The organism is Neorhizobium sp. DAR64872/K0K18 (assembly GCF_050500175.1).
GTDB classification, from domain to species: domain Bacteria; phylum Pseudomonadota; class Alphaproteobacteria; order Rhizobiales; family Rhizobiaceae; genus Neorhizobium; species Neorhizobium soli.
The window spans coordinates 3,195,408-3,221,580 of record NZ_CP191446.1 but is presented as its reverse complement, the minus strand read 5'-3'; the positions used below and the strand labels follow the sequence as shown (position 1 = coordinate 3,221,580).

The window sequence follows — 26,173 nt, the reverse complement described above, 5'->3', positions numbered from 1 at the left end:
CGGCGTCTATGCTCCGGAAAAATCGTTTGGACGGGCAAGGATCATCGCCCTCCCGTCACGTAAATGGAATTGGACGGGCCCTTCTGCAACGTTGGACACGGTGCGGGAGGAACCGAAGGGCAGCGTGTAATCCTTGAGTGGATAGCGCGCGCCAAGAATGTCGAGGCCTGCAAGGCCTGTGAAACCGATGACGGAAAACAACGTGCCCTTGGGCAGGTCGAGCGTCATCGTGCCGGCGAGAAACGGCACAGCCTCTTCCTCGCCGGACGTCAGGAAAACGTCATGGCCGCGTTCGGCAAGGCTCATCGCATGCAGAAAATGCTGGAGCGCATGGTCGGAGCGTTCTCCGCCCAGTGCGCCGATCAGGATGAGCCGCGTCGCGCCGCGTTCGATCGCTTCGGCCGTTGCAATCTCGCCGTCCGTCTCGTTCTTTTCCGGCGGATAGGTCCGGCGCTCGACATCCGGAAAGCGCGCGATCAGGTCTGCGTCGGAGGAATCGAAATCGCCCACCCAGAGCTCCGGCATCACACCCAGCGCCTGCGCATGCCGCATGCCGCTATCGGCCGCAATGAAGCGGCTTGCGGCAACTGCCTTTTGCAGTCGGTCTGTTACGGTGAGGTCACCGCCGAGCAGGATCGTGAAGGTCGAGTTGGCCATTGCCCATGCCCTTATCCTAAAGCGGCTGGCAAGGGAAAGGCGCGTGTCGCACTGTTCGTGCGAAAGCGGTCATTTTTGCTCCCATTGACGGCGGGCGTGGCAAGGATTATTTGAAAAGTCGAAATTCCGTGGTGATTTGGCCGGCCGGCTTGCAGCCACGTAAAAAAAGTCGCTAAAGGGCCGCGAGAAGAGTTTCAAAAACTTCCCACGGGCCGGCTGCGATTCTTCGTGCCGGCTTTTTGTTTTTGGGTTGAAGATATGCCGATCAAGATCCCCGATACGCTGCCTGCCTTCAACACGCTCATTTCCGAGGGCGTGCGCGTGATGACCGAAACGATGGCGGTCAGGCAGGACATCCGGCCACTGCAGATCGGGCTACTCAACCTCATGCCCAACAAGATCAAGACCGAAGTGCAGATGGCGCGCCTTGTCGGCGCTTCGCCGCTGCAGGTCGAGTTTTCGCTGGTCCGCATCGGCGGCCACAAAGCCAAGAACACATCGGAAGATCATCTCCTGTCGTTCTACGAGACGTGGGAAGAGGTGAAGCACCGCAAATTCGACGGTTTCATCATCACCGGCGCGCCGGTGGAAACCCTGCCCTACGAAGACGTCACCTACTGGCAGGAGATGAAGGAAATTTTCGACTGGACCACCACCAACGTGCATTCCACCATGAATGTCTGCTGGGGGGCGATGGCCGCCATCTATCATTTCCACGGCGTTCCGAAGCACGGGCTGAAGGAAAAGGCGTTTGGGGTCTATCGCCACCGCAACCTGTCGCCGGCCTCTGTCTATCTCAACGGCTTCTCCGACGATTTCCAGGTGCCGGTGTCGCGCTGGACGGAAGTTCGTCGGGAGGATGTTGAAAAGGCCGGCAGTGACCTCGAGATCCTGATGGAATCAGACGAAATGGGCCTCTGCCTCGTGCATGAGCGGGCCGGACGGCGGCTGTTCATGTTTAACCACGTCGAATACGATTCCACCTCGCTTGCCGACGAGTATTTCCGCGATGTCGATGCCGGCATCCCCATCAAGATGCCGCACGACTATTTTCCGCACAACGACGATACGCTGGCTCCGCTCAACCGCTGGCGCGGCCATGCGCATCTGCTGTTTGGAAACTGGATCAACGAGATCTACCAGACGACGCCGTACGACCTCGAAAAAATCGGCACCGAGTGACCGAGACCGGTTTCTGCCCCGTCATCCTTGCTGGATGAGAGCCTGACGGAATTTTCCGCTGGCCTCGTTGCAGCTTTGATCGAAATCACGCAGTTTGCCGCAAACATTCGGGAGATGGGTTATGACGGGTCATGAATTCGAGATTTTCGGCACGACGAAGAGCGGCGAGGCGGTGCATCGGATCACGCTGTCGGGCGGCGGGCTGACAGCCCAGGTTCTTACATGGGGCTCCGTTATTCAGGATCTGCGGCTTGCCGGCCACGAGCCGCCTTTGGTGCTGGGGTTCGACAATTTTGCGGACTATGAGGCCTATTCTCCCTATTTCGGCGCCACGCCTGGTCGCTGTGCCAATCGCATCGGCGATGGCCGCTTCTCGATCGACGGCACAGAATACCAGCTGGAACTCAACGAAGACGGCGTAACCCATCTGCACGGCGGATCCGACGGTATCGCCCGGCGCATCTGGTCGATCGTCGATCACGCGGAAGACCGAGTCGTGCTGCAGATCACCGACCCGGACGGACGCGCCGGATATCCCGGCAACTGCACCGTCACTGCGACCTACCAGCTGATGGAAGACGGGGTGCTTTCGGTGATCTACGACACGGTGACCGACCAGCCGACGCCCGCCAACGTCTGCCAGCACTCCTATTTCAATCTCGACGGTCGTCCCGACATTTTCGGCCACGACATGATGATCGCCGCGGCTGAGTTGACGGCGGTGGATGAAAGGATGGTGCCGACCGGCGTCCTGATGCCGCTTGCTGGCACCACGTTCGACCTGAGCGAGATGGGTCCGATCCAGCGCACCGGCGCCGATGGCGAACAGGTGACGTTCGATCATAACTACTGCCTCTCGGAGGAGAGGACTGCCAAGCGCTCGGTCGCGCTTGCCCGCAGCCTGTATTCCGGCGTGCAGCTCGAAGTGCGCACCACGGAGCCGGGGATCCAGTTCTACGCGGGCTTCAAGCTCGCCTTGCCGGTGCCCGGCATGGAAGGCCGTCCCTACGCGCCTTACGCCGGCTTCTGCCTGGAAACCCAGGTCTGGCCCGATGCAATCAACCACGAGACTTTCCCCAATGCAGTGCTTCGCCCGGGCGAAACCCTGCGCCAGGAAACCGACTACGTGTTTTCGAAGAGCTGAGGCGATGAGGGCTGAGGCTGCCGAAAGGCGGCCTCAGTCTGGCTGCGAGGATGCAGGCAGCCAGCGAATGACGATAATAGACGAGGTACCCTACTGGGTACCAATACCGTTATTCGTTTTTTCGTCTGAAGGGAGAATTTGGAGCGGGCGAAGGGATTCGAACCCTCGACCCCAACCTTGGCAAGGTTGTGCTCTACCACTGAGCTACACCCGCTCATAAACCGTCGACCCGGTGGTAGTCTGGATCGTCGGTGCCGCTCGTTGCCGGCGACGGGCGGTATATGGCCCAGACTTTTTTTAAATGCAACAGGGAAATGACGATCTCGATGAAGAATTTTTCAGGCGCTTTGAAAGTCCCTGCGAAACAAGGGTTTGCGCCCAGGCGTGCATCTTGGCCGGTCCGAACAATCTGTCTATAGTCCGCCATCCTTACCCCGCCGGCCGGGGCCAACACCTCAAGAGCAGCCAAGATCGATCATGCCAAATACTGCAGAAGACCTGTTCGCCTTTCTCGATAGCCTCGATATTGCCCACAAGACGAAAGCGCATGCACCGGTGTTTACGGTATCGGAATCAGCCAGCCTGCGTGACGAGATCCCGGGCGGGCATACCAAGAACCTGTTCGTCAAAGACAAGAAGGACCAGTTCTTCGTCATCACGGTCGAAGAAAATGCCAGCGTCGATCTAAAGACCGTCCACAAGGTGATCGGGGCCTCCAGTCGCGTCTCGTTCGGCAATCCTGAAAAGATGCTGGAATTTCTCGGCGTCGTGCCGGGCTCCGTCACCGTGTTCGGCGCGCTGAACGACACGGATAACAACGTCACGTTCGTGCTCGACGAAGACCTGTTGAGCGAAGAGGTGATCAATGGCCATCCACTCTCAAACGATGCGACGACGTCGATCGGTCGCGACGATCTTATCCGCTTTCTGGAGGCGACGGGCCATACGCCGCTTGTCTTGAAAGTGACGGGCTGACATACGATCTCTGCAATTCAGAGTAAGACATAATGCGCATCGGCCGTGTGCCGATTGGACTTTTTCCGGGAGAACACTTTCATGAGCGGCACGAACAATCCTTATGGTGGCTCCTACGGCGCCGGTAACTACGGTGGCCAGAACGCGACGGTGAACTTCGGTTCGACGCCTGCAGCGGCCCCAGCGCCCGCGGCTTCCTCTGCCCCTGCTGCTGCCGGTAGCTATATCTCGGACACGACGACCGCAGGCTTTGGCAAGGACGTGATCGAGGCATCGCGCAGCCAGCCGGTTCTCGTCGATTTCTGGGCGCCCTGGTGCGGTCCGTGCAAGCAGCTCACGCCCGTCATCGAAAAGGTCGTCAACGAAGCCCAGGGTCGCGTCAGGCTCGTCAAGATGAACATTGACGACCATCCCTCGATCGCGGGACAGCTCGGGATCCAGTCGATCCCGGCCGTGATCGCCTTTGCCGATGGCCGTCCGGTCGACGGGTTCATGGGTGCCATTCCGGAAAGCCAGATCCGCGAGTTCATCGAAAAGGTCGCAGGTCCAGAGGGCATGGACCAGGCGGCCGAGATCGAGGCGGTGCTCGGCGATGCGGAAACCCTGCTCGGACAGGACGATATCCAGGGTGCCGCACAGCTCTACGGCGCCGTTCTGCAGGCCGACCCGGAAAACCCCAAGGCTGCGGCCGGCATGATGCAGTGCCTGATCGGCATGGGCGAAACGGCCCGCGCCGGCGAGATGCTCGCCTCCCTGCCCGAAGAGATGGCTGCCGATCCCGCAATACAGGCGGTCGCCAAGAAGCTGGAGCAGATCGAGGAAGCCCGCAAGCTGGGTGACCCTGTCGCACTCGAGCAGCAGCTTGCCGCCAACCCCGACGATCACGAGGCCCGCGTGAGCCTCGCCAAGATCCTCAACGTCCAGGGCGAACGCGAAAAGGCGGCCGATCACCTGCTGACCATCATGCGCAAGGACCGCACCTTCGACGACGATGGCGCGCGCCGCCAGCTGCTGCAATTCTTCGAGGTCTGGGGGCCGAAAGATCCGGCTACGATTTCCGGGCGCCGTCGTCTTTCGTCGATCCTGTTCTCCTGATTGTGTTGCCGATTGATCGCTAAGCCGGATCGCAGCCTTGCGTTCCGGCGACGATGCCCCACATTAGTTTTATAGGTTTGGCTTAACGGCCAGGTTTGGACAACGGCCAGATTCGGACAGACATTTTTGTCCGGTGAATGTGGTCTGGGAGGTATCGGACCAATGCATGTGGGAAACGCGCGCTATCTGAAGCGGGAGGATCTTCCGGAAACGATCCCGGTCTTTCCGCTGACTGGGGCTTTGCTCCTGCCGGGAGGCCAGCTTCCTCTCAATATCTTCGAGCCGCGTTATCTGTCCCTGTTCGATGCAGCGCTTGCGGGCGACAGGTTGATCGGCATCGTGCAGCCATCATTGATGGAACCGGATGAGCCGCTCGGCGGCGGGCGCTCGGCGCTGTCGTCGATCGGTTGCGCCGGTCGGATCACGTCCTTTGCCGAAACCGGCGATGGCCGCTACATCATTTCGCTCAGCGGGATCTGCCGCTTCAGGCTGCTCGATGAGATCGGTGGCGGCCATCCGTTCCGCAAATTCAGACACGCGCCTTTCCTGTCCGATCTGACCGACGAGGATGATGAAAAAGCCGTCAATCGGCCGGAACTGCTGCGGGTCTTCAAGGCCTATCTCGACGCCAACAAGCTGGAGGCGGACTGGGAAAGCATCGAGCGGGCCGGAAACCGGACGCTGGTGAATTCGCTGTCGATGATGTCGCCCTTTGGCCCTGCCGAGAAGCAGGCGCTTCTTGAGGCACCGGATCTGAAGAGCCGGGCTGATACGTTGATCGCAATCACCGAGATCCTGCTCGCGCAAGGGTCCGGGACAGCGAACGTGCTGCAGTAGGGCAAAGGCCGGTCATGGACGAAAAACTCAGCAAGGTGGACCCGAAACTGCTCGATCTTCTCGTCTGTCCGCTGACCAAGGGAAGGCTGTCACTCGATCGCGAAAACAACGAGCTCGTGTCGCAAGGCGCGCGCCTTGCCTATCCGATCCGCGACGGGATCCCGATCATGCTCATGTCGGAAGCCCGCAAGCTCGAGGACTAGCCTTCAGATCGAGCCGTGCAGCCTTCAGATCGATCGGCCGCTCAGCAGTTTCGGGTTGTCCTTCACCGTCGTTCCGGCGGCCTGACCGATGAAGAAATCCTTGATCTTCGGAAGCCGCTCCACGACGCCCAAGCCGAAATCGCGGGCGATGCGGATTGGCGTGACGTCGTTGGAAAACAGCCGGTTCAGCACATCCGTCGTCACGCCCATCCGGAACGTATCGAAACGCCGCCACGACTGGTAGCGCTCGAGCACATTGAGCGAGCCGATGTCGAGGCCGAGGCGATCCGCCTCGACGACGGTCTCGGCAAGCGCTGCCACATCCTTGAAGCCGAGGTTGAGGCCCTGGCCGGAGATCGGATGAATGCCGTGGGCGGCATCGCCGGCAAGCGCGAAGCGCGGTGCGACAAAGGCACGCGACAGGGTGAGGCTGAGCGGATAGGCCTTGCGACCGCCGACCAGCCGGATCTCGCCCAGCTTGTGGCCGAAGCGCCGCTGCAGCTCTTCCTCGAAGATCAAGTCGTCCGATGCCATCAGGCGCTCGGCGGCATCGGTGCGCTCCGTCCAGACCAGCGACGAGCGATTGTTGGTGAGCGGCAGGATGGCGAACGGGCCGGACGGCAGGAAATGCTCTTCCGCCACGCCTTCGTGGTCGCGTTCATGGGCAACCGTCGCGACGATGCCGGACTGGTCGTATGTCCAGTTGACAGTGCGGATGCCGGCCATGTCGCGCAGCTTCGAGCGCACGCCGTCGCAGGCGACGAGGAGGCGTGTGTCCTCGGTCGAGCCATCGGAAAACTTCACGGTCGTATGCGTTGCCGTCGTCTCGAAGCCGGTGGCGGAAAGGCCGTGACGGATCGAGACGCCGAGCCGATCGGCGGCACCGCGCAGTGCGCGCACCATCGCGACGTTCGGCACCATGTGGGCGAAGGGCTTGCCTGCCTGGATCGTGCCGTCGAAGGTGAGAAAGACCGGGCGGACCGGATCGGATGTCCGGCTGTCGGTGACGATCATCCGGTTGATGGGTTGGGCATGCGGCAAGATCTCGTCCCAGGTGCCGAGGATGTCGAGCATCTGGCTGGCGGCCGCGATGATCGCGGAGGCGCGCTCGTCCTTTTCCCAGACACCGGCCGGTGCGGCCTCGACGACCTGGACCTCCAGATGCGGCGCCGCCTGCTTGACCGCGACCGCCGCCGCAAGGCCCACATAACCACCACCCACAACCAGCATGTCCAGCATTGAAAAACTCCCGAGCACGTCAAACACTTCGTGGCGTTTCCATTTGAGCTCGAAACGCTTAGCCTTAGATATAGATCATCAAGTGCCCGCTTCCTACCGCCGGAGTCCGTCTTAATGTCGAGTTCTTCTACCCCGATCGATCCCATCAGCGCATTGCTGACAGTACTCGACCTCGAAAAGCTGGAGGAGAACCTGTTTCGCGGCAGGACCGGCCCCGACACGGGATGGCAGAGAGTGTTCGGCGGACAGGTGATCGGCCAGGCGCTGGTTGCGGCACAGCGGACGGTCGCCAGCGATCGCTTCGTGCACTCGCTGCATGCCTATTTCCTGCGGCCTGGAGATCCGCTGGTGCCGATTATATACCAAGTGGAGCGTATCAGGGACGGGTCGAGCTTCACCACGCGACGGATTGTCGCCATCCAGCATGGTCATGCCATCTTTTCGATGTCCGCTTCGTTCCAGATCGAAGAAGGCGGTTACGACCATCAGATGTCGATGCCGCCCGTCGCCATGCCGGAAGAGCTGATGCCGGAAAGCGAATTCAAGCAGATGTTCCTCAAGCACGGCTCGGATGCCGTGCGCCGCTACTGGTCTCGCGAGCGTCCGATCGAGATGCGGCCGACGTCGCTTGCGCATTATCTGTCCAAGGAGAAGCTGGAGCCGCGCCAGGATATCTGGGTGAGGACCACCGGCCCGGTGCCGGACGACCGGCCGATCCAGGCAGCGCTGCTTGCCTATCTCTCCGACATGACGCTTCTCGATGCATCTCTCTATCCGCACGGCACCTCGATCTTCGATCCAACCATCCAGGCCGCGAGTATCGACCATGCGATGTGGTTCCACCGTCCGATCCGTTTCGACGACTGGCTGCTCTATTCGCAGGACAGTCCCAGCGCATCCGGCGCGCGCGGCATGACCCGCGGCGCAATCTACAGTCGATCCGGCGAGCTCGTCGCATCCGTCGCACAAGAAGGTTTGATTCGTAAAAGAGCAAATGAATAATATTTGGGCATTTTGAGAAAACTGCACAAGTTTTCGCCGCAATTTGGCCGGCGCGTTGCCCGTTATTTGGCGACTTTCTAAAAGGGTCATTCTTATCAATAGCTTAATCTGGCTTTTCAAACTGGCATGACCCTTGAATGTGTCATGTCAGTCGCTGCTCTTGATCAGGCAGTGATCCAGGAGAATCGGCCCCGAGCCGAGCAACAAAGGATGGGAAGCCAGATGAAAATTGTAATGGCCATTATCAAGCCATTCAAGCTGGATGAGGTGCGCGAAGCCCTCACCGCTGTCGGTATCCAGGGCCTTACCGTGACCGAAGTAAAGGGCTACGGACGCCAGAAGGGACACACGGAAATCTACCGTGGGACGGAATATGCGGTCAGCTTCCTGCCGAAGCTGAAAATCGAGATCGCGGTTCCGACCGACCTCGTCGAAAAAGCCGTTGAAGCAATCGCCTCTTCCGCCAAGACCGGCCAGATCGGCGACGGCAAGATCTTTGTCTATTCGATCGAGCAGGCCGTGCGCATCCGCACCGGCGAAACCAATACTGAAGCGCTGTAAGAACGGCTGACAGGGGAGTCTTCAAGCTATGCAATTCACTAAATTTTCCACTCTCGGGCGCCTCGGTGCCGCGGCTGCGGCCTTCGCCGCGCCCGCCGTCGCCTTTGCGCAGGACGCTGCCGCACCGGCAGTCGCTGCCGCGGCTGCGGCCCCGGTTGCCGACAAGGGCGACACCGCGTTCATGTTCATCTGCACGCTTCTCGTGCTGTTCATGCTGATGCCGGGCATCGCCCTGTTTTACGGCGGCCTCGTCCGCACCAAGAACATGCTGTCGGTCCTGATGCAGTGCACCGTTGCCGGCGCCGCCATCATGATCATCTGGGTCACCTACGGCTATTCCTTCGCCTTCGGTGGCAGCACCTCCGCCTTCTGGGGTGGTACGGCGAAAATGTTCCTGTCGGGTGTCAACATGGACTCGACGGCTGCAACCTTCTCCGACGGCGTGGTCATTCCGGAATTCATCTTCGTGATGTTCCAGATGACCTTTGCGGCTCTGACGCCTGCACTGATCATTGGCGCCTTCGCCGAGCGCATCAAGTTCTCGGCTTCGATCCTGTTCTGCATCCTGTGGGTTACCTTCGTCTACTTCCCGATCGCCCACATGGTCTGGGACGCAAACGGCCTGATCTTCGGCTGGGGCGCGCTTGACTTTGCCGGCGGCACCGTCGTTCACATCAATGCAGGTCTTGCAGGTCTGATCGGTGCGATCATGGTCGGCAAGCGTACCGGCTACGGCAAGGACATGATGGCCCCGCATTCGATGACGCTGACGCTGGTCGGCGCTGCAATGCTCTGGGTCGGCTGGTTCGGCTTCAACGCAGGCTCCAACCTCGAAGCTTCGGGCGGCGCGATGCTCGCAACGGTCAACACCTTTGTTGCAACCGCTGCAGCCGTCCTCTCGTGGTGCGTTGTCGAAACCTTCACCCGCGGCAAGGCTTCGCTGCTCGGTGCTGTCTCGGGCATGATCGCCGGTCTCGTCGCCATCACGCCGGCTGCCGGCATTGCCGGTCCGATGGGCGCCATCGTCATGGGTCTGATCGTCTCGCCGCTGTGCTACTTCTTCGTTGCCGTCATCAAGAACAAGTTCGGCTATGACGACACGGCAGACGTGTTCGGCGTCCACGGCATCGGCGGCCTGTTCGGCGCTCTTGCCACGGGCATCTTCGCATCCGCCTCGCTCGGCGGTATCGGCTATGCCGAAGGCGTCACGATGGGCGGTCAGTTCATGACCCAGGTCTATGCCGTTCTCGTCACCATCGCATGGTGCGGTATCGGCTCGCTGCTCATCTACAAGATCGTCGATCTCGTCGTGGGCCTGCGCGTTACCGTGGAAGCAGAACGCGAAGGTCTCGATCTCGCCTCGCACGGCGAAGCTGCCTACCACTCGTAAGAGGCTGCAACTGCCTCTCGAAGGCAGCGTCAATCTCTGATGACCATCACACAAGCCCGGGCCTCTGGTCCGGGCTTTTGCGTTTTGCCAAGCGAATTCCACCCGATCAATCTTGGTTAAAGTCGCGTTAACCATCGCGGGGGTATTCTGCCTGGAATTGCGTGACCGGCCGAAACCTGCCGGTTCATGAAACAGGCGGTTTTTCAGGACGGCGGGCAGACAAGATGGGCAGAAGCAGTTCGGCGGCTATGGCAAATCGATCCACCCGCCTGGTACTCACAGCCTTTGTCTGGCGACAGGCGCTTGCGCTGACAGGCTTTGGCATTTTCACGCTGCTGGCGCTGGCGGTGGCAGCCCTTGCCACGTGGAATGTCGCAGATCCGAGTTTCTCCTACGCCACCGACAACCCGCCTGCCAATATCCTCGGCTTTTCGGGCGCAGCCTTCGCCGACTTGATGATGCAGTTCCTCGGACTTGCGAGCATCTTTGCGCTGCTTCCAATCCTTGCCCTGGCGCTCGCTCTGATTTCCGGGCGTCGTTACGATCGCATTCCGGCGCGGCTTGCAGCATGGGGCGGCGGTACGCTTCTTGCCTCGGCGACGCTCGGCTGCTTTCCGGCGCCGGCGACCTGGCCTATCCCGAACGGCATCGGCGGCGTCATTGGCGACATGATACTGCGCTTCCCGGCTCTCTTCGTCGGTGCCTATCCGACCGGCATGGTCGCAACCGTGCTCGGCTGCATCTTTACCATTCCCTGCATCTGGCTGATGCTGTTTGCCTCCGGCTTTGTCGGCGAAGCCGTCGAGACGGAAAGCGATGACGACGATGCGCCCGTGGCCGCCGTCTCCGCGCGCAACCGTCAGGATGAGGACGATGACGGCGACGACAACGGCCTCTTCGGAGGCTTCCTGGCGTTCGGCGCACTGGCACACTACTGGTATATCGCTCAGGCGCGCCTGCGGCGGCTGACTGGCGCAAAGCCCCGCGCCCGTGTCGGTTTCGACCAGCCCTATGATTTCAACGACGACGAATTCGGCACCCTGAACGAGCCGGTCCGTGCCAAGCAGGCCTCTGCCGGTGGCAGAAGCCGGATGGAGCCGTCGCTCGATGGCGCACCGGAGCGGGTCCTGTCGCCACGCCGGATCGTATCGGCACCGCCGATGTCCTCCAATGACGCGGATGACGACGATGATTCGTCGCTCGATACGGGAGACAATCCACGGCGCCCGGCCGGGATCCTCGCCGACCACGATGAGGATTTCGCGGCCGCGCGCGGGCCGAAATCTGCTGGCAACGGCTCTCCGCGCGTCGTCCCGGCGGCACCGCCTCCCAAGCCCAGCGCCCGCGTCGGTCGCGATGCGCAGGGCTCGTTTATCTCTGCCGACGGGTTCCAACTGCCCTCCGTGCACCTGCTTGCCGAACCAAAGGCGATTGCCCGCGATGCTTCGCTGTCGGCTGACGCGCTGGAGCAGAACGCCCGCATGCTGGAAGGCGTGCTGGAGGATTTCGGCGTCAAGGGCGAGATCATTCACGTCCGCCCGGGCCCTGTCGTGACACTCTACGAACTGGAACCTGCGCCGGGCATCAAGTCGTCCCGCGTGATCGGACTTGCCGACGATATCGCCCGCTCCATGAGCGCCATCGCCGCCCGTGTCGCGGTCGTTCCCGGCCGCAACGCGATCGGGATCGAGCTGCCGAACCGCATCCGCGAAACCGTCTATCTGCGCGAAATGATCGGCTCTAAGGATTTCGAAACCAGCAAGGCAAAGCTTGCCATGGCACTCGGCAAGACGATCGGGGGCGAGCCTGTTGTCGCCGATCTCGCCAAGATGCCGCATCTTCTCGTGGCCGGTACCACCGGTTCGGGTAAGTCCGTCGCTATCAACACGATGATCCTCTCGCTTCTCTATCGTTACACGCCGGAGAAGTGCCGCCTGATCATGATCGACCCGAAGATGCTCGAACTCTCCGTCTATGACGGCATCCCGCATCTTCTGTCTCCCGTCGTCACCGATCCGAAGAAGGCCGTTGTCGCGCTCAAATGGACCGTCCGCGAGATGGAAGAGCGCTACAAGAAGATGTCGAAGATCGGCGTGCGCAATATCGACGGGTTCAATTCGCGCGTCGAGCAGGCGATGGAACGCGGCGAGGTTCTGACCCGTACCGTCCAGACCGGTTTTGATCGCCAGACCGGCGAGGCGGTTTACGAGACGGAAGAGTTCGACCTGCAGCCGATCCCCTATATCGTCGTCATCATCGACGAAATGGCCGACCTGATGATGGTAGCGGGCAAGGATATCGAAGGCGCTGTCCAGCGTCTGGCGCAGATGGCGCGTGCGGCCGGCATCCATGTGATCATGGCGACGCAGCGCCCCTCGGTCGACGTCATCACCGGCACGATCAAGGCCAACTTCCCGACCCGTATCTCTTTCCAGGTCACGTCGAAGATTGACAGCCGTACCATTCTCGGCGAACAGGGTGCCGAACAGCTGCTGGGTCAGGGCGATATGCTCTACATGGCGGGCGGCGGTCGGATTCAGCGTGTCCACGGGCCTTTCGTCTCCGATACCGAGGTCGAAGAGATCGTCGCCTACTTGAAAACTCAAGGGTCGCCCCAATATCTCGAAGCTATCACGGCTGATGACGACGAGGATGGCGAGGGCGCAGGACCTGCCGGCACTTCCAACCTCTCCGACTCGGACGATCCTTACGACCAGGCGGTGGCGGTTGTGCTCAAAGACGGCAAGGCCTCCACATCCTACATCCAGCGCCGTCTCGGCATCGGCTACAACCGTGCGGCATCGCTGATCGAGCGGATGGAGCAGGAGGGCCTGATCGGCCCGGCCAACCATGCCGGAAAGCGCGAGATCCTCGTGCCGACCGAAGCGGATGTGCTGGATCGGTAAGGCCGGTAAAGCGGTCTTCAGGGGTTCGTGATCCGGCGCAAGCGGCCATCAAGACGCCGTGTTTCCACAACAGAAACACGGAAGGAGACCAGAATGACAGAACAAAAGACCACTCTTTCCAAAAGCATGACCGGACTTCTCGGCCGTCGCCAGTTCTCGCTCGGCCTTGCCGGCGGTGTTGCCGGACTGCTGGTTGCGGGAGCGGCCAAGCCCGTTCTGGCGCAGGCCGCAGCCGGTGCCTCGGCTCAGCGGATCGCCGACCATTTCTCGTCGGTGAAGACGATGATGGGCGAGTTCGTTCAGTTCGGGCCGCGCGGTGAACAGACCGGCGGCAAGTTCTTTATCGAACGCCCCGGCAAGCTGCGCTTCAACTTCGAGGATCCGTCGCCGCTGCGCGTGATTGCCGATGGTCGCAACGTGGTCGTGGGCAACGTCAAGCTCAAGACCTGGGATATCTACCCGCTGTCGAAGACGCCGCTCAGCCTGCTCTTGTCCGAGCGCATCGATTTGACATCCGCGACCGTGCGCAGCGTGCGTGAGGAAACCGACCTGACGACGATCGTGCTCGGCAACAAGTCGATCTTCGGCGACTCGACTATCACCATGATGTTCGACACCAAGACCTTCGACCTTCGCCAGTGGACGATCACCGACGCCCAGAACAAGGATACGTCCGTGATGGTCTATAACGTCCGCAACGGCGTGGCGATGGACGAGAGAGTGTTCACCATCCCCTATGATCAGGTGAAGTAAGACATATCGACTAGGACGGATCGCTTTTGGAGGGCTGCGGAAACGCGGCCCTTTTTGCTTTTCCTGCTATGCGAAATTGCCTAGAGGTGATGCCCATCAGCGAGGGCAGGCATGACATTCTCCATCACCACCTGGAACATCAACTCGGTCCGGCTTCGCATGCCGATCGTGCAGCAGTTCATTACCCGCAACCAGCCGGACATTCTCTGCCTGCAGGAGATCAAGTGCCAGGAGCCTGAATTCCCCTACCAGCCGCTGAGAGACCTCGGTTACGAGCATATCATCGTGCACGGCCAGAAGGGCTATCACGGCGTCGCCATCGCCTCGCGGATCCCGCTCTCGGAAGATCACCGCCAGAATTACTGCAATGTCGGCGATGCCCGGCACATCTCGGCGCTTTTCGGGACGGGTACCCGGCGCATCCGGGTGCATAATTTCTACGTGCCTGCGGGAGGCGACGAGCCGGACCGGACGATCAATCCGAAATTCGGCCACAAGCTGGATTTTGTCGAAGAGATGAAGGTTTTGAAGGCCGATGCGACGCCCGGCATTTCGTCGATCCTCGTCGGCGATCTGAATATCGCACCGCTGGAGCACGATGTGTGGTCGCACAAGCAGCTTCTGAAGATCGTCAGTCACACGCCGGTCGAAACTGAGGGCATGAAGGAGATCATCTCCAAGGGCGGCTGGCTCGATCTGATGCGCCAGTACACGCCGGAGCCGGAAAAGATCTACACCTGGTGGAGCTACCGCGCCAAGGACTGGGAAGCCGCCAACAAGGGTCGCCGTCTCGATCATATCTGGTCATCGCCGGACCTTGGCCCGTTTCTCGACCGGATCGAGGTGCTGAAGGAAGCCCGAGGCTGGACCCAGCCATCGGACCACGTTCCGGTGACGGCAGTGTTCAAGTTCTAAGCGGCGGGTGCCGTCTAGCGGCTGTGCTTATTTTCCGATGGATCATCGCTTAGAGCATTGAAATAGTTTTTGTTTTCCGGCGTCATTCGCGTTTGGAACCGCGCGCGCTGATCGATGAGACGGTTCATCTCACGGTTTGATTTCCAAGACCAGATAAGCAAGCCCAGGAGATAAACGCCGCCCAAACCAGCGAAGATTTTAGTTGCCCAGAACGCGAATTCGCCAGCTGGAGCTGAAAGCTCCTCCCAGGGAATAAGCGATGCCATTATTCCGGCGAGGGCTCCGACAATGATTGCTGCTTTACCGATACTGCTTTTTTTTGCCTTGCATGGCCACCCCTAAGCTTGTCCGCGCAAATTAACACGCAGAAACTGCCATGCGGTGTCGCTGCAATTTCTCGGTTAATCAAGCATTTAGGGTGAGGGATGGTCGACTAGGGAAGCAGCTAGCAGCCAAACTTCAGCGGAACCGGTGCTGCATGGCGAGCGCCGCCTTGGCAAGGTTGACGATGTTGTCGCGGATGCGGTTTTCGATGAGACGACCGACCTGCGGATATTCCTCCAGCAGGCGCTCGAACAGGGATCGGCCGATCCTCAGCGTTTCGGAATCTTCGGCGGCGATTGCCGTGAACTTGCGCTCGACCATGGTCACCAGCGCGAGCTCGGATAGAAGCGTGCCGGCCCCGACCGTCTTGTCGAGACGAACGGTGCCGTCGCGGGTGGTCGAGTAAAGGTCGAAACTGCCTTTGCAGACGATGAAGGCGGATTCGGCGGGGGAACGCTCGCGAAACAGCTCCTGGCCGCCGGATGTTGAGCGTCGTTCCGCCCCGAACGCAATCAGCCGCAGCTGGTCGCCATCCAGTTCCCTGAAAAGCGGCACTTGCGACAGAAGCCGGATATCGTCGGACAGTGCCATTTTGCGGGTTTGCGGTCTTCGAGGTTAAGGAACGATCTTGTATCCACCGTTTTCCGTCACCAGAATCTCAGCATTCGAGGGGTCGCGCTCGATCTTCTGTCTCAGACGATAGACATGGGTTTCCAGTGTATGCGTTGTAACACCGGAATTATAGCCCCATACTTCTTCCAGAAGAATATCGCGTGTGACGACCTTCAGCCCGGCGCGATAGAGATAGCGGATGATCGCCGCTTCCTTTTCGGTCAGACGGATCTTCTTGCCATCGTCCGTGGTCAGAAGCTTCTGGCTCGGCTTGAACAGGTAGGGGCCGACGGTAAACGTGGCGTCCTCGCTCTGTTCGTACTGGCGAAGCTGGGCACGGATACGCGCAAGCAGAACAGCAAAGCGGAACGGCTTCGTCACGTAATCGTTGGCGCCAGCTTCGAGGCCGAGGATCGTGTCGGAATCGGTGTCGTGGCCGGTCAGCATGATGATCGGGGCCTTGAAGCCGTTCTTGCGCAGAACCTTGACCGCCTCGCGGCCGTCCATATCCGGCAAGCCGACATCCATGATCAGAAGATCGACCTGGGTCGCCTTGGCGGTATTGACCGCCTTGGTTGCATTGGCTTCCTGCAGAATCGAGAATTCGTCGTAGAAGCCGAGCTGCTCCACAAGGGTCTCGCGCAGATCATCGTCGTCATCGACCAGCAGTATCGTTCTCGCCATGCAGTTCTTGCCTTCCGTAGCGCCTATTGCGTTTGTAAGACGTATCTAGGGATCTTCGATGTAAAACCCAACCCGCTATGAATTCAAACGAAATCATATTCAAAGCAAAACCTTGTGAGTGAAATGCATCGCTTTCGCGAGAAAGATCACAAAACCGGACCCGTGGTCGTGGTTCGTACCGCGCCGCGAGACCGCCGGCGTGCCATCGTGACATGCGGCGGGATCACCGTTCAGGCAGCACTGGGGCGATCCGGAACGACCGCCTTCAAGCGCGAAGGCGACGGAGGAACGCCGATTGCCGCGATGCGGATCATCAGCGGCTTCATCCGCGGCGACCGTCTTTCGGTGCCGGCCACGCGGCTTCCGCTTCGCCGCATCGGCCGCGACATGCTCTGGTGCGACGAGCCGAAGCACCCGGCCTACAACCGTCTGGTGAAGGCCCCGTTCAAGCCCAGTCATGAGGAGATGAAGCGGGCCGACGAGCTCTACGATATCTGCCTCGTGCTCGACTGGAACATCACCTCGCGCAAGCGCCACGGCGGCTCGGCCATCTTCTTCCACCTGATCCGCCCAAGGGGACGCTTGTAAGGGTGATGGGGTGAGGGTCGTCTGAGTTACTGGCCGATGGCAATCGCACCGGCCGCCACGATGAGCCCTGCCACGATGCGCTTCGGTGTGAGTGTCTCGCCGAGGAACAGCCTGCCGATGATCATCGCGAAGACCACGCTCGTTTCGCGGATGGCGGTGATGGGGCCGGCAGGTCCCATGGAGTAGGCGATGATGACGACGCCATAGGCGATCAGCACGAAGATGCCGGCCAGCAGGGCCTTGCGGGTTTCCCGCTCGCGGATGTCCAGGCGCAAGCGCCCCCGCATCAGCGTATAGGCGACAATCAGCAGCACGCCATAGGTGAACAGCACCCAGGCGGCATAGGCCTTCGGATCGGCCAAATAGCGCACGCCGATAGAATCAACCGTCGCGTAGGTGGCGATGATCAGGCCGGTTAGCAGCGCCCACAAAATGGACGTGGTCGGCGCGCGCTGGCTGCCGGTCGAGAGGCTCATGATGCCAGCCGCTACCAGGATTACGCCGAGAATCTGGGAAGAGGTGAGCGTTTGTCCCATCATCAGGAAGCCGCCGAGTGACACCAGAAGCGGCACGGAGCCGCGCACGATCGGGTAGACCTGTCCGAGGTCGCCCAGCCGGTAGGCGAAGACGAGGAAGATACTGTAGGCCACCTGCAGCAATGATGAGGCGAGGATAAACCCGAGGCCTGCGGCCGTCGGCGATGGAAACCACAGCATGACCGGAAGAGCGGCGAGAATGCCCGTGATGCCCATCACGGTGATCGACCATAGCCTGTCGGCGCCCGAGCGCAGGAATGCATTCCAGCTGGCATGCATGACGGCGGCTGTAAGCGCCAGCGCGATGACGGTCGGGCTCATTGCTTGGCGATCCTTCAGGCCCGCGGCAAAAGACGGAGCGGGCAGACAGGCATTGCCGTACCGTTCTCCTTAAATAATCTACCGTATTGGCGCGTCCCGAAAGGTCAAACGTGTTTTCCTGAACCGGCTGTGAGCGCTGTTCATCGCAACAAAAAGCCGCCGGATGCTTTCACATCCAGCGGCTTCGCTTGTCTGGCATGAAGAGCCTTCAGCCTATTTCCAGTCGCGGATATCCACGAAGCGGCCGGCGACGGCGGCGGCGGCGGCCATGGCGGGGGAGACGAGGTGGGTGCGGCCCTTGGAGCCCTGACGGCCCTCGAAATTGCGGTTCGAGGTCGAAGCGCAACGTTCATAGGGGTTGAGGCGGTCGTCGTTCATGGCAAGGCACATGGAGCAGCCCGGCTCGCGCCAATCGAAACCGGCATTCTTGAAGATCCGGTCGAGACCTTCGGCTTCCGCCTGTTTCTTGACGAGGCCGGAGCCCGGAACGACCATGGCCGAGACAGTGGGCGCCACGGTCTTGCCTTCGACCATCTTTGCCGCAGCGCGCAGATCCTCGATGCGGCCGTTGGTGCAGGAGCCGATAAAGACGCGATCGATGGTGATGTCGGTCATCTTCGTGCCCGGCGTCAGGCCCATATACTCGAGCGCGCGCCATTTGGAGGTGCGCTTGTTTTCGTCCTTGATCTGGTCGGGATCGGGAACCGTGCCTTCGATCGTGGTCACGTCCTCGGGCGAGGAGCCCCAGGAAACGATCGGGGGCAGGGCGGCTGCGTCCAGCACCACGACCTTGTCGTAATGAGCGCCTTCGTCCGTATGCAGCGTCTTCCAGTAGTCGACGGCCATATCCCACGCCGTGCCCTTCGGCGCGCGCGGCTTACCCTTGATATACTCGAACGTCGTCTCGTCAGGCGCGATCAGGCCGGCACGGGCGCCGCCTTCGATCGTCATGTTGCAGACGGTCATGCGGCCTTCCATGGAGAGCGACCGGATCGCCTCGCCGGCAAACTCGATGACGTGTCCGGTGCCGCCGGCCGTGCCGATTTCGCCGATGATCGACAGGATGACGTCCTTTGCCGTGACGCCCGCCGGCAGTTTGCCGTCGACGCGGACCAGCATGTTCTTCGCCTTGGTCTGCAGCAGCGTCTGGGTGGCCAGAACGTGCTCCACTTCCGATGTGCCGATCCCGTGCGCCAGCGAACCGAAGGCGCCGTGCGTCGAGGTATGGCTGTCACCGCAGACGATCGTCATGCCCGGCAGGGTAAAACCCTGTTCCGGCCCGACGATATGGACGATACCCTGGCGGACATCGCTTTCGGAAAAGTATTCGACGCCGAAATCCCTGGCGTTTTCCGCCAGCGCCTCGACCTGGATGCGGCTCTCCTCGTTCTTGATGCCGAGGTGACGGTCAGGCGAGGTGGGCACGTTGTGGTCGACGACGGCAAGCGTGCGCTGCGGCGAGCGCACCTTGCGTCCGGCCAGGCGCAGGCCCTCGAAGGCCTGCGGGCTCGTCACCTCATGCACCAGGTGACGGTCGATATAGAGAAGACAGGTATCGTTTTCATCACGGGAGACGACGTGGTCGTCCCAGATCTTGTCATACAAAGTACGAGGTGCGCTCATGGCTGCGGTCCAATAAGATTGAGAATGGATGGGGAAATAGAGGCGGCATCTTAGGCCGCGCCGGACATGTCTGCCCGGTCAGCTAAGTCGGCTGCATAGAGCGCCGGATACGCGCGCAAAAAAGCGTGACGGCAGACGCTTGTGGTCCTGCAGCACGATCATGCGGTTCGCGAGACATCCGAATTTCGATCCCATGGCAAAGGGTGTAGCAGTTTTTTGAATTCTCGGCAATTGCCTCCAGAAAACGTACATGCGAGAACGCTACTAAAGGAACCCCCTCATGGGGGGCCGGTCTGCAGCGCCTCCCGGGCCTGAAAGAGGAGACGAGAATGGCTTTGCCAGCCCAGCTTCCCGACAACGAGGCTGAACGCCTGCTCTCTGTGCGGGCCCTGATTTCCGCCGACGGACCCTCCACGCCGGAGCTCGAGGCGCTGGTGAAGCTTGCCAAGGATGTGTTCACGACGCCTTATGCGGCCGTCAACATCGTCGACGCCGATTGGCATCGGGTGGCCTGCCAAGTTGGCATTCGAACGAGCGAATGCCCGCGCGACATCTCGATCTGCTCCCGTGTCGTGTTCGACAACGAGGTCGTGGTGGTTCCCGATCTTGCCCGCCATCCGGAACTGCGCGATCTTCCTTATGTGCTGGGCGAGCCGGGTTTCAGGTCCTATGCTGGTGCGCCGGTCGCGCTGGAGCCAGGTCTTCCCGTTGGTGCCTTCTGCCTTCTCGATACGGAGCCGCGCGAATTCAGCGACCGGGAGATCGCCAATCTCATGCATTTCGCCGAGGTGGCGAGCGGTCTTTTGCGGCTTCAGAAGGCAAATCATGTGATGGGCTTTGCCGAGGAAAAGCTGCGGCTGGCCGCGATCACCGATCCGATGACCGGTTTCTACAATCGCGCGGCGCTGGTCTCGATCGTCGACGGCATGCTGGCCGATGCGTTTTCGGCGCACCAGACTGTCGGCGTTCTCTACATGGATATGGACGGTTTCAAGACGATCAACGACACGCTCGGCCATCCCGCGGGCGATGAAGTGCTGAAGCAGGCGGCGCAACGCATTACCGAATGCCTCGGTGTCCAGGAAATTGCCGTCAGGATGGGTGGCGACGAGTTCGCCGTCTTTGTTCCGAACCTTGCCAATGCCGATGCGCTGGCCGGTCTTTCGGAACGCCTCGTGAAACGGTTCCGCAGCCCGTTTGCCGTGGGCAGGCATATCGTCAATGCACGTCTGAGCGTGGGTGCTGCCCTTGCGCCGCATGCAGGGTCGGATCGCCTCAGCCTTTTGCAGGCCGTGGACGAAGCGCTGTACGAGGCGAAGGCCTCCGGCCGCGACAGGTTCGTCCTCAGGTCCTCCTGACGGCTCGCAAAGGAAACGTCCTGCGCCGCACTATCGGCGGCTTGCCTTTCTGATCCCCTGTTCCCGCATCTTCTTTTCGACCTGCCGCAAGGCGATCGACAGGCCGATCGTCAGGATCAGGTAGATATAGGCGACGATCGAATAGGTCTCGAAAAACCGGAACGAGCCGGACGCATAGATCTTGCCGGCCTGGCTGATATCGGCGACGCCGAGAACCGAGACGAGGGAACTGTCCTTCACCATGGCAACGAAGTCGTTCGAGAGCGGCGGGAAGATCACCCGTATCGCTTGCGGAAACACGACAAGGCGAAAGCGCTGACCCCGCGTCAGCCCGAGCGCCATGGCCGCTTCGACCTGGCCGCGATCGATGGACTGGAAACCGGCGCGAAAGATCTCGGCGATAAAGGCCGAATAGCCGATCGTCAGCGCAATGATCGCACGCCACATCAAAGAGAGATCACGGACCTGCATCGGCTCGAGAAAGCCGCCGTCGACCAGCGGCGCGATCAGGACATTGTAAAAACCGACGATCGCCGGTGCGCCGGCAAAGGCAATGTAGAACAATAGAACCAGGATGGGGATGCCGCGCACGACTTCCACGTAGAATCGCGCCGCTTGCCGGAGCGCGAGGCGATCGGAAAGGCCCGCAAGGGCGATGGCCAGCCCCAGAGCGGTGGCAAGCACGAAGGCCGTGACCGTCACGAACACCGTCACCCAGATGCCGCGCGAGACGGTGGCGAAAACCTGGGCATAGAGATCGTTGACGACGATCACGGCTGCGATCGCGAGGCCTATGACGACGACGGCTGCGAGCCACCACGGACGATCACCATCGCCGCCCGATGTCGGCAGGGTCTGGAAGTTCATCAGGTTTCGACCCTGTCCGCAGGGACTGCCATCTTGGTGGTCACTGGCCCATCTTGTAGTCGAGGAACCATTTCTTGTTCAGGGCATCCAGCGTGCCGTCGGCTTTCAGCGCGGCGATCGCGGCGTTGACGGGGGCGGCCAGATCCGATCCCTTCTTGAAGATGAAGCCGAAATCTTCGGCGCCGAGCGGGCCGCCGATCACCTTCAGCCCGCCGTTCGACGCGTCGACATAGCCTTTCGCCGCAACGCTGTCGGTCAGGACGAGATCGACATCGCCGCCTTTCAACGCCTGCACGGTTGCGCCGAAGGTTTCGAACAGCTTGATGCGCGGGTTCTGCTCGTTGCCGTCGAGGATGCTGTAGACGGCTGTATAGAAGGGCGAGGTGCCCGGCTGGGCGCCGATCAGCGCGCCGTCCACGGCAGCGAAGGCCTTTTCGTCGGCAAAGCGGGTTTCGTCGCCACGTACCAGCATGAACTGTTCGGAGCGCAGGTAGGGATCGGAGAAATCGACCTGTGCCTTGCGTTCATCCTTGATGGTGATGCCGGTCATGCCGATGTCGTACTGGCCATCGGACACGGCCTGGATCATCGCGTCCCAGCTGACATTCTGGTACTCGACCTTGAAATTCAGCCGCTTGGCGATCTCGTTCATCGCATCATACTCCCAGCCGATCGTCTGGCCCGTCTTCGGATCGACGAACTGCAGGGGCGGGTAGGCGTTTTCGGTAACGACGACCACGGAACGGGCCTTCAGGTCCGGCAGGTTTTGCGCAAAAGCAGTGACCGGTGCCAGGCTTGCAACTGCGAGGGCGGCAATGACAAAACGTCTTTTCAGCATGGGGCGATCCTCAAGAGAAATATCTCAGCCAAATCTCACCAATTTCTGCGGGAAGACAAGCACAACCATTCCCTCAGACGAAGATCGCTGGGTTTGCCTTTGCAGACGCAACTGCAGTGGGGTCGATATCAATGCCCGAGGGCAACCGCAGGCAATAAAAAAGGCGGCCAAACGGCCGCCTTTTCGCATCCCATGAAGGGAAATCTTATTCAGCAGATGCTGCTTCTGCAGCCTTTGCTTCTTCCGCAGCCTTCGCTTCAGCGGCTTCTGCTGCTGCCTTGTCGGCGGCGAGAGCCTGTGCTGCTGCGATCTTTTCAGCTTCGATGCGTGCCTTTTCTTCGACAACTGCAGCGCGCTCGGCTTCGTTCAGCTTGCGTGCACGCGTGCCGGTGTTCTCGACGATACGAGCCGACTTACCGCGACGATCGCGCAGGTAGTACAGCTTGGCGCGACGGACGCGACCGCGGCGAACGATTTCGACGCCTTCGACGAGCGGCGAGTAGACCGGGAATACGCGCTCGACGCCTTCGCCGTAGGAGATCTTGCGAACGGTGAAGCTTTCGTTGATGCCGCCGCCGGAACGGGCGATGCAAACGCCTTCATAGGCCTGTACGCGGGTACGGGTGCCTTCCGTCACGCGGACGTTGACGCGGACGGTGTCGCCCGGGGAAAATTCTGGAAGCGAGCGCTTGGCTTCGATCTTGGCGACCTGTTCGGCCTCAAGCTGCTGGATGATGTTCATGTGTCAAACCTCAGGTTTTTCTGAAACAGCCAGAGCGCTCTTAGGATCCGTTGGTCAAAGCCTCTGGATCTGCCTTGCGGCAGAGCGTTTCGCCATTCTTTGTTGCTGGCAGACGGGACAGTTTTCCCATTTCCGTTCGCGCCATTACACGAAAGGCATGCGCTTGTCATCGGGCATGCCGCAATTTTGTGGCGATCGGTGGCGTTTTCGCCGCTTGCTGCCTCTCTATAGCAGGTCTAAAGGCTGACCGAAAAGAATTCGGGAGGATTCATGTCGATCACCATGGTGGTGCTGCTGGCCGCTGCCGGCTTTTTCTCGGGTGCCGCCAACGCGATTGCCGGCGGCGGAACGTTTCTCGTTTTCGGCGCCTTGACGCTTGCCGGCGTGCCGCCGATCGCGGCCAACGCAACATCGTCGATCGTGCAGTTTCCGGGCTATGTCACCTCGACGCTTGCCTATCGCCGCGAGATTGCCAGGCACTGGCGAAGTGCTTTGGCGCTCGCAATCGTCTCCGTCATCGGCTCGATTTTGGGAGCGTTGATCCTGCTGGCGCTCGACAATGACGCGTTTCGCCAGGTCGTGCCGTGGCTCCTGGGCGCTGCTACCGCCGTGTTTGCCGCAGGCCCATGGCTAAAGCCGAAGGCCTCGGCCGAGCGGCCTGCCAACTCGCCCCTTTCGGTCATCGGCCAGTTCCTGACCTCGATCTATGGCGGCTTCTTCGGGGCCGGGATGGGGATCATGATGCTGGCGGTGCTGGGTATGACGACCGGCGGCAGCTATCATCATCTCAATGCGCTGAAGAACATGCTGGCGGCGTTGATTGCCGGCGTCGCGATCGTCGTCTTCGTCGGCGGCGGCGTGATTGCCTGGCCGGAAACGATCATCATGATGCCAGCGGGAGCGCTCGGCGGCTATTGCGGCGTGTGGCTCGCACGGCGCGTTCCGCAGGCAGTGCTGCGCTGGTGCGTGGTAGCGGTCGGCGCAGGCCTGACCGTCTACTATTTCGTCACCGGCTAGCTTTCGTTCAGCAGGTCCGGGCGGCGTTCCCGAGTAAGCCGCAGCGACTGTTCGAGCCGCCATTTCTCGATCGCGGCATGGTTGCCGGAGGTCAGAATAGCGGGGATTTCCCGGTCTTCGAAGACCTGTGGACGCGTATAGTGCGGGTGTTCGAGCAGGCCGTGCTCGAAGCTTTCGTGGGTGCCGGACAGCGCATTGCCCATCACGCCAGGCAGAATGCGAACGACGCTGTCGAGCAGCGTCAAAGCGGCCGGCTCGCCGCCCGAAAGGATATAGTCGCCGATCGACACTTCCTCGAGCTGGCGTGCATCGATCACCCGCTGGTCGACGCCTTCGAAACGTCCGCAGACGATCACCACGCCCTCGCCCTCGCCAAGCTCGCGAACGCGCTTTTGGCTGAGCGGCTTTCCGCGCGGGCTCATCAGCAGGCGGGGACGGTTGTCATCTGCGAGGGAATCGATCGCCTTGCCGAGAATATCCGCCCGCAGCACCATGCCGGCGCCGCCGCCGGCCGGCGTGTCGTCGACAGTACGGTGCTTGTCCTCCGCGAAATCACGGATCTGCATCGCTTCAAGCGACCACTGCCCGCGTTCCATTGCCTTGCCGGAGAGGGAAAAGCCGAGATGGCCGGGAAACATTTCCGGATAGAGGGTGAGCACCGTCGCGCGAAACGGCATCGCGGTCACTTGTCCTTGCGCGGAAAGTTCGAGTTCGCGTCGTCTTCGTCCGGGTTTTCGATCAGGCCCGCAGCTTCGGGATCGATCAGGATCTTGCCGCCTTCGAGATCGATCTCCAGAACGGCTGCCTCGGTAAACGGAATGAGCGACGGACGACGGCCGGGGCCTTTCAGCTCCAGGAGATCGCCGGCGCCGAAATCGAACACGGCGCTGACCGTGCCAAAGCTCTTGCCGTCCTTGTCGACGGCTTCCAAGCCCTCGAGGTCGGCGTAATAGAATTCGTCGTCGTCCAGTTCCTCGTCCGGCAGGTTGTCACGGTCGACGAACAGCTCGATGCCGTTCAGCGCTTCTGCATCCTCGCGGCTGTTGATACCGCGGAAGCGGACGATGACGACTGTTTTCGCTTCGCGGATATCGAGGATCTCGAAGACGCGGCCGTCGGCGGTGTAAAGGTTGCCGTAGTCGCCGAGCGCCGTCGGATCCTCGGTAAAGGATTTCACCCGCACCTCGCCCCGCAGGCCCTGGGCAGCACCGATCGTTGCCATCAGAACTGGGTTTTCGAGCTTGGTCATGCGGGAAGGCTCCGGTTTCTTCGCGCCCATTTAAGCGCAACACAGTGAAATGAAAACAGTCTCGGCTGAATGAAAACAGCAAAACGGGCGGTGCGTTGCCGCACCACCCGTCGAAGCAAAAGAAGCAGATCTTATTCCGCGGCAGCAGCTGCCTTGGCGTCTTCGATCTTCTTTGCGCGCTCGGCAGTGCGTTCCTGAGCCTTCTTGCCCGGCTTTGCCTTTTCCGGGTTGCTCTTGGCATCGCGCTGGCCAACGCCGGCTTCTGCCAGGAAGCGCAGAACGCGGTCGGTCGGCTGTGCGCCGTTGTCGAGCCAATGCTGAACGCGCTCTACGTTGACTTCAACGCGCTTTGCGTCGTCCTTGGCAAGCATCGGGTTCCACGAACCGACCTTTTCCAGGAAGCGGCCGTCACGCGGCGAACGGGCGTCAGCGACGACGATCGTGTAGTAAGGACGCTTCTTCGAGCCACCACGGGCAAGACGGATCTTCAAGGGCATTGTATTCACTCCTAGGTTTGTCTGGGCCGCCGTCCCGGCGGGCCGTGTCGTTATTGGT

General features: G+C 60.8%; 28 protein-coding genes, 1 tRNA gene, 1 pseudogene and 1 riboswitch. Of the genes and pseudogenes, 15 read left to right on the top strand and 15 right to left on the bottom strand.

Annotation, left to right across the window (positions count from 1 at the left end; genetic code table 11):
- Window positions 1-6: 6 nt before the first annotated feature.
- A complete protein-coding gene (locus ACQY1P_RS21240) occupies window positions 7-657 on the bottom strand; it encodes a thiamine diphosphokinase (RefSeq protein WP_430255354.1) in 651 nt (216 codons plus the stop codon).
- Between the two features lie 118 nt (window positions 658-775).
- A riboswitch (SAM riboswitch) is annotated at window positions 776-853 on the top strand.
- A 62-nt stretch (window positions 854-915) separates the two neighbouring features.
- On the opposite strand from ACQY1P_RS21240, the gene metA reads away from it, so the two are divergent.
- Both metA and ACQY1P_RS21230 read left to right on the top strand, forming a co-directional pair.
- A complete protein-coding gene (gene metA, locus ACQY1P_RS21235) occupies window positions 916-1,839 on the top strand; it encodes a homoserine O-acetyltransferase MetA (protein ID WP_430255352.1) in 924 nt (307 codons plus the stop codon).
- 121 nt (window positions 1,840-1,960) lie between these two features.
- Window positions 1,961-2,983, top strand: a complete 1,023-nt coding sequence (locus ACQY1P_RS21230) for an aldose epimerase family protein (RefSeq protein ID WP_430255350.1) — start codon at window positions 1,961-1,963, stop codon at window positions 2,981-2,983.
- A gap of 139 nt (window positions 2,984-3,122) precedes the next feature.
- Here the strand turns inward: ACQY1P_RS21230 and ACQY1P_RS21225 are convergent.
- Together ACQY1P_RS21225 and ACQY1P_RS21220 are read right to left on the bottom strand one after the other, a co-directional pair.
- Window positions 3,123-3,197 (bottom strand) — tRNA-Gly (locus tag ACQY1P_RS21225).
- Window positions 3,198-3,410: a hypothetical protein gene (locus ACQY1P_RS21220; protein WP_430255348.1), complete on the bottom strand. Its 213-nt coding sequence runs from the start codon at window positions 3,408-3,410 to the stop codon at window positions 3,198-3,200.
- Window positions 3,411-3,460: 50 nt separating this feature from the next.
- Here ACQY1P_RS21220 and ACQY1P_RS21215 point away from each other — a divergent pair, with 50 nt between their 5' ends.
- The 4 genes from ACQY1P_RS21215 to ACQY1P_RS21200 all read left to right on the top strand — a co-directional run bounded on the left by ACQY1P_RS21215 (window position 3,461) and on the right by ACQY1P_RS21200 (window position 6,093).
- Window positions 3,461-3,958 carry a prolyl-tRNA synthetase associated domain-containing protein gene (locus ACQY1P_RS21215; protein WP_430255346.1) on the top strand — a complete coding sequence of 166 codons (498 nt, stop codon included), beginning with the start codon at window positions 3,461-3,463 and terminating at the stop codon, window positions 3,956-3,958.
- Window positions 3,959-4,039: 81 nt separating this feature from the next.
- The gene (gene trxA / locus ACQY1P_RS21210) at window positions 4,040-5,053 is read left to right on the top strand and encodes a thioredoxin (protein WP_062462250.1); all 1,014 of its coding nucleotides are present in this window, start codon (window positions 4,040-4,042) and stop codon (window positions 5,051-5,053) included.
- Between the two features lie 162 nt (window positions 5,054-5,215).
- The gene (locus ACQY1P_RS21205; RefSeq protein ID WP_062462253.1) at window positions 5,216-5,890 is read left to right on the top strand and encodes an LON peptidase substrate-binding domain-containing protein; all 675 of its coding nucleotides are present in this window, start codon (window positions 5,216-5,218) and stop codon (window positions 5,888-5,890) included.
- 14 nt (window positions 5,891-5,904) lie between these two features.
- Window positions 5,905-6,093: a Trm112 family protein gene (locus tag ACQY1P_RS21200; protein ID WP_062581585.1), complete on the top strand. Its 189-nt coding sequence runs from the start codon at window positions 5,905-5,907 to the stop codon at window positions 6,091-6,093.
- A 24-nt stretch (window positions 6,094-6,117) separates the two neighbouring features.
- On the opposite strand, the gene ACQY1P_RS21195 is transcribed toward ACQY1P_RS21200, so the two are convergent.
- Window positions 6,118-7,332, bottom strand: coding sequence for a ubiquinone biosynthesis hydroxylase (locus tag ACQY1P_RS21195; protein ID WP_430255344.1), 1,215 nt, complete (start codon window positions 7,330-7,332; stop codon window positions 6,118-6,120).
- 114 nt (window positions 7,333-7,446) lie between these two features.
- Here ACQY1P_RS21195 and tesB point away from each other — a divergent pair, with 114 nt between their 5' ends.
- The 6 genes from tesB to ACQY1P_RS21165 all read left to right on the top strand — a co-directional run bounded on the left by tesB (window position 7,447) and on the right by ACQY1P_RS21165 (window position 14,859).
- A complete protein-coding gene (gene tesB, locus ACQY1P_RS21190) occupies window positions 7,447-8,334 on the top strand; it encodes an acyl-CoA thioesterase II (protein WP_430255342.1) in 888 nt (295 codons plus the stop codon).
- A gap of 210 nt (window positions 8,335-8,544) precedes the next feature.
- Complete coding sequence (locus ACQY1P_RS21185; RefSeq protein WP_062462263.1) at window positions 8,545-8,895, top strand: P-II family nitrogen regulator; 351 nt, start codon at window positions 8,545-8,547, stop codon at window positions 8,893-8,895.
- A 28-nt stretch (window positions 8,896-8,923) separates the two neighbouring features.
- Window positions 8,924-10,285: an ammonium transporter gene (locus ACQY1P_RS21180; RefSeq protein WP_430255340.1), complete on the top strand. Its 1,362-nt coding sequence runs from the start codon at window positions 8,924-8,926 to the stop codon at window positions 10,283-10,285.
- A gap of 224 nt (window positions 10,286-10,509) precedes the next feature.
- Window positions 10,510-13,191, top strand: a complete 2,682-nt coding sequence (locus ACQY1P_RS21175; RefSeq protein ID WP_062581591.1) for an FtsK/SpoIIIE family DNA translocase — start codon at window positions 10,510-10,512, stop codon at window positions 13,189-13,191.
- A 93-nt stretch (window positions 13,192-13,284) separates the two neighbouring features.
- A complete protein-coding gene (locus ACQY1P_RS21170; RefSeq protein ID WP_062581593.1) occupies window positions 13,285-13,944 on the top strand; it encodes an outer membrane lipoprotein carrier protein LolA in 660 nt (219 codons plus the stop codon).
- A gap of 111 nt (window positions 13,945-14,055) precedes the next feature.
- A complete protein-coding gene (locus ACQY1P_RS21165; protein ID WP_430255338.1) occupies window positions 14,056-14,859 on the top strand; it encodes an exodeoxyribonuclease III in 804 nt (267 codons plus the stop codon).
- A 14-nt stretch (window positions 14,860-14,873) separates the two neighbouring features.
- Here the strand turns inward: ACQY1P_RS21165 and ACQY1P_RS21160 are convergent, their stop codons facing one another.
- The 3 genes from ACQY1P_RS21160 to ACQY1P_RS21150 all read right to left on the bottom strand — a co-directional run bounded on the left by ACQY1P_RS21160 (window position 14,874) and on the right by ACQY1P_RS21150 (window position 16,479).
- Window positions 14,874-15,125, bottom strand: a complete 252-nt coding sequence (locus ACQY1P_RS21160; RefSeq protein WP_430255336.1) for a hypothetical protein — start codon at window positions 15,123-15,125, stop codon at window positions 14,874-14,876.
- A gap of 193 nt (window positions 15,126-15,318) precedes the next feature.
- Window positions 15,319-15,774, bottom strand: a complete 456-nt coding sequence (locus ACQY1P_RS21155; RefSeq protein WP_430255334.1) for a cyclic nucleotide-binding domain-containing protein — start codon at window positions 15,772-15,774, stop codon at window positions 15,319-15,321.
- A gap of 24 nt (window positions 15,775-15,798) precedes the next feature.
- A complete protein-coding gene (locus ACQY1P_RS21150) occupies window positions 15,799-16,479 on the bottom strand; it encodes a response regulator transcription factor (protein ID WP_062462280.1) in 681 nt (226 codons plus the stop codon).
- Window positions 16,480-16,602: 123 nt separating this feature from the next.
- On the opposite strand from ACQY1P_RS21150, the pseudogene ACQY1P_RS21145 reads away from it, so the two are divergent.
- Window positions 16,603-17,052, top strand: a pseudogene (locus ACQY1P_RS21145) (L,D-transpeptidase family protein); the annotation flags it as partial.
- 41 nt (window positions 17,053-17,093) lie between these two features.
- Here ACQY1P_RS21145 and ACQY1P_RS21140 read toward each other — a convergent pair.
- Together ACQY1P_RS21140 and leuC are read right to left on the bottom strand one after the other, a co-directional pair.
- A complete protein-coding gene (locus ACQY1P_RS21140; RefSeq protein WP_430255332.1) occupies window positions 17,094-17,924 on the bottom strand; it encodes an EamA family transporter in 831 nt (276 codons plus the stop codon).
- 213 nt (window positions 17,925-18,137) lie between these two features.
- A complete protein-coding gene (leuC, locus tag ACQY1P_RS21135; protein WP_430255330.1) occupies window positions 18,138-19,547 on the bottom strand; it encodes a 3-isopropylmalate dehydratase large subunit in 1,410 nt (469 codons plus the stop codon).
- Window positions 19,548-19,876: 329 nt separating this feature from the next.
- Here leuC and ACQY1P_RS21130 point away from each other — a divergent pair, with 329 nt between their 5' ends.
- Window positions 19,877-20,905 (top strand): sensor domain-containing diguanylate cyclase, encoded by a 1,029-nt coding sequence (locus ACQY1P_RS21130; RefSeq protein ID WP_113165674.1) that lies wholly within the window; start codon window positions 19,877-19,879, stop codon window positions 20,903-20,905.
- A 30-nt stretch (window positions 20,906-20,935) separates the two neighbouring features.
- On the opposite strand, the gene ACQY1P_RS21125 is transcribed toward ACQY1P_RS21130, so the two are convergent.
- From ACQY1P_RS21125 to rplS, 3 genes are all read right to left on the bottom strand, one after another.
- Window positions 20,936-21,772, bottom strand: a complete 837-nt coding sequence (locus tag ACQY1P_RS21125; RefSeq protein WP_430255328.1) for an amino acid ABC transporter permease — start codon at window positions 21,770-21,772, stop codon at window positions 20,936-20,938.
- Window positions 21,773-21,812: 40 nt separating this feature from the next.
- Window positions 21,813-22,610, bottom strand: a complete 798-nt coding sequence (locus ACQY1P_RS21120) for a transporter substrate-binding domain-containing protein (protein ID WP_113165676.1) — start codon at window positions 22,608-22,610, stop codon at window positions 21,813-21,815.
- Between the two features lie 205 nt (window positions 22,611-22,815).
- A complete protein-coding gene (gene rplS, locus ACQY1P_RS21115) occupies window positions 22,816-23,352 on the bottom strand; it encodes a 50S ribosomal protein L19 (protein ID WP_062462300.1) in 537 nt (178 codons plus the stop codon).
- A 270-nt stretch (window positions 23,353-23,622) separates the two neighbouring features.
- Between rplS and ACQY1P_RS21110 the strand changes: the two genes are divergently transcribed.
- A complete protein-coding gene (locus tag ACQY1P_RS21110) occupies window positions 23,623-24,369 on the top strand; it encodes a sulfite exporter TauE/SafE family protein (RefSeq protein ID WP_430255326.1) in 747 nt (248 codons plus the stop codon).
- Here the strand turns inward: ACQY1P_RS21110 and trmD are convergent.
- The 3 genes from trmD to rpsP form a co-directional block, all read right to left on the bottom strand.
- On the bottom strand, window positions 24,366-25,046 hold the full coding sequence (trmD, locus tag ACQY1P_RS21105; RefSeq protein ID WP_113111881.1) for a tRNA (guanosine(37)-N1)-methyltransferase TrmD: 681 nt from the start codon (window positions 25,044-25,046) through the stop codon (window positions 24,366-24,368). The genes ACQY1P_RS21110 and trmD overlap by 4 nt on opposite strands.
- A 5-nt stretch (window positions 25,047-25,051) precedes the next feature.
- Window positions 25,052-25,618, bottom strand: a complete 567-nt coding sequence (rimM, locus tag ACQY1P_RS21100) for a ribosome maturation factor RimM (RefSeq protein WP_062583011.1) — start codon at window positions 25,616-25,618, stop codon at window positions 25,052-25,054.
- Between the two features lie 131 nt (window positions 25,619-25,749).
- Window positions 25,750-26,115: a 30S ribosomal protein S16 gene (gene rpsP, locus ACQY1P_RS21095; protein ID WP_062462306.1), complete on the bottom strand. Its 366-nt coding sequence runs from the start codon at window positions 26,113-26,115 to the stop codon at window positions 25,750-25,752.
- Window positions 26,116-26,173 lie beyond the last annotated feature (58 nt).